The 1,697-nt window shown below is 56.7% G+C and carries 3 protein-coding genes; all 3 read right to left on the bottom strand.

The genetic code is table 11. From position 1 onward, the window contains the following. Positions 1–134: 134 nt before the first annotated feature. The gene (locus WLY71_RS30495; protein WP_347806546.1) at positions 135–920 is read right to left on the bottom strand and encodes a transporter substrate-binding domain-containing protein; all 786 of its coding nucleotides are present in this window, start codon (positions 918–920) and stop codon (positions 135–137) included. A gap of 85 nt (positions 921–1,005) precedes the next feature. Beyond that, positions 1,006–1,275 (bottom strand): heavy-metal-associated domain-containing protein, encoded by a 270-nt coding sequence (locus tag WLY71_RS30500; RefSeq protein WP_347806547.1) that lies wholly within the window; start codon positions 1,273–1,275, stop codon positions 1,006–1,008. A 99-nt stretch (positions 1,276–1,374) separates the two neighbouring features. After that, positions 1,375–1,697 (bottom strand): hypothetical protein (locus WLY71_RS30505; protein ID WP_347806548.1); only part of this gene is annotated, 323 nt, incomplete at its 5' end.

Below are 1,697 nucleotides of genomic sequence, written 5' to 3' on the forward strand. Positions count from 1 at the left end.
GGGATTGATCAATCGAAGTATGCTTTTTCATGGACTCGCCCTCGCTGTCGTTGGCTGATTAGACTGCCACCGTGGCGCATTGACGCCTCGGCTTGGGCGAGTCCATCCAATTACAGGGGTTGTGTTCGTGGCGGTTATTTGGGGGCGGGTGTCGCTATCCATTGGCCCAGAACTTTTTGGTAGTTGCCTGTGACTTTGGCCAGGTGCAACCACTGATCGACGTACAACTTCCAAGTCATGTCATCACGCGGTAGCAAGTAAGCCTTTTCGCCGTATTGCATGAATTGCTTCGGGTTCACCGCGCACAGACCGGGTTTGAGTTTCTGCTGATACAGCGCTTCCGAAGCATCGGTGATCATCACGTCAGCCTTCTTGTCCAGCAGCTCCTGGAAGATGGTCACGTTGTCATGAAGCCGCAATTGCGCCTTGGGTAGAAAGGCGTGAACAAAGGCTTCGTTGGTGCCGCCGGCCGGTTCGACCAAACGAACCGAAGGCTGGTTGATTTGCTCGACGGTCTGGTACAACGCCTGCTCTTCGCAGCGCACCAGCGGGATTTTGCCGTCGACGTCCAGCGTGGTGCTGAAGAAGGCCTTTTTCTGGCGCTCCAGCGTGACCGAGATGCCGCCGACGCCGATGTCGCATTTGCCCGCGAGCATGTCGGGCATCAGGGTTTTCCAGGTGGTCTGCACCCATTCGACCTTGACGCCCAGGCTGTCGGCCAGCGAGCGGGCCATGGCGATGTCGATGCCCGAGTATTCGCCGTCCTCGGCTTTGACGGTGTAGGGTTTGTAGTCGCCTGTTGTGCACACGCGCAGTTGGCCCTGTTGGATGACGCTGTCCAGATGCGATTGCTCTGCCTGAGCGCCAAACGATAGAGCGAGCAGGCCACCGAGCATCATTGTGCTTTTCAGGTTGTTCATTGTTATCCGGCTTCCATGATGGAGTGGGGGCTGAGAGTACTTACTTTCTGCTGCACCGCTCAACTTCATCCTCGCCGGGGCGGACTCAGTGACAACAGCAACTTGAACCACCGCAGCCAGACTTTTTCTTTACGCCTTCATGTTTGTCTTCTGCCCGCACGCTTGCCGGATACCCTGCCTCCTTCAGTGTCGATAACAGTACATAGCTCTCGGCATCCCCAGTCACCTTGACCCGACCGGACGCCAGATCGACAGTCACTTCACCCACCCCTGCGAGCGGTTGCAACGCGGCGTTGATGTGTTTGACGCAACTCCCGCAGCTCATGCCTTCGACTTGCAGTTCAGTACTGTTCATTACGTAAACCTCTTTTACTGTGAGTGGCAGGTGGTGTGATGACGTGGATCGATCGTTGACCCTGCCACGATGGCAAGGTCAAGCGCTTCTTTAAGGGCGTTAGTTGTTCATCGGCATCTTCATCATGCTCGACTGCTGATCCATCATTTTCATCATCATGCCCATCATCTGGTCTGAGTGGTCCTTGCCGCCGGACATGCCTTTACCCATTCCCATGCCTTGGCAATGGTTGTGCATCATGCTCATGCTGTCCTTCATCGTGGCCATGCCTTCTTGCATGGCGGCCTGGCGTTCGGCCGGGGTTTTGGCGGCGATCATTTTTTCGTGGGCCGCCTGCATTTTTTCCATCTGTTCGCTCATGGCCTTGTCTTGCGCGGTGGCGGTGGCGGTGGCGGTGGCAGCGGTGGCAGCGGTGGTCGGGG

The sequence above is a fragment of the Pseudomonas rossensis genome, assembly GCF_039888995.1.
Classification (GTDB): Bacteria; Pseudomonadota; Gammaproteobacteria; order Pseudomonadales; family Pseudomonadaceae; genus Aquipseudomonas; species Aquipseudomonas rossensis.

What these genes read in the sequence shown, in the direction of transcription:
- WLY71_RS30495 (WP_347806546.1), bottom strand. Translation starts at nt 920, where the DNA reads ATGAACAACCTGAAAAGCACAATGATGCTCGGTGGCCTGCTCGCTCTA.
- WLY71_RS30500 (WP_347806547.1), bottom strand. Translation starts at nt 1,275, where the DNA reads ATGAACAGTACTGAACTGCAAGTCGAAGGCATGAGCTGCGGGAGTTGC.